Here is a 451-nt window from a genome sequence, read left to right on the forward strand (position 1 = left end):
GCGGCGATCGGGCGTGCGGTCGATCAGCGTCGCCGGGCTTGCGAAGATCGCAACGGCCAGGAACGTCATGCCCCACAGGCCGATCAGCGACGCCGTCTGCGCCAGCGGCAGCGGCTCGGACAGCGCGTAGCCGAACGCGTTCCAGGGAAAGCCGGTCAGCGCGTGACCGCGCAGCCATTCGCTGACGGTCAGGCTTGCAGCCAGCGCAAGCACGCGCGTGGCGTTCCTGGTCCAGAGCAGGCGCGCCAGCGCAAAGCCGATCGCCGTGAAGATGGACAGATAGGCCGGCAGGCCCAGCACGGCGAACGGCGTCAGCCAGGCGAACACGTCGGCATCGACGAAGAAGGCGTAGCCGATCCAGTAGAGGCCGGGCACGAAATAGCCGAGCCCGAACCAGTAGCCGGTCAACGCGGCGGCGGGGATGCCGCCATATCGGCCGGGCCCCGCGCCG

At 69.8% G+C, this 451-nt stretch carries 1 pseudogene; it reads right to left on the bottom strand.

What is annotated here, in order from left to right:
- Positions 1 to 451 (bottom strand): annotated as a pseudogene (locus IC50_RS11785) (apolipoprotein N-acyltransferase); the annotation flags it as partial.

It is taken from the genome of Bradyrhizobium genomosp. I (2014), from assembly GCF_000261685.1.
Lineage (GTDB): Bacteria > Pseudomonadota > Alphaproteobacteria > Rhizobiales > Xanthobacteraceae > Bradyrhizobium.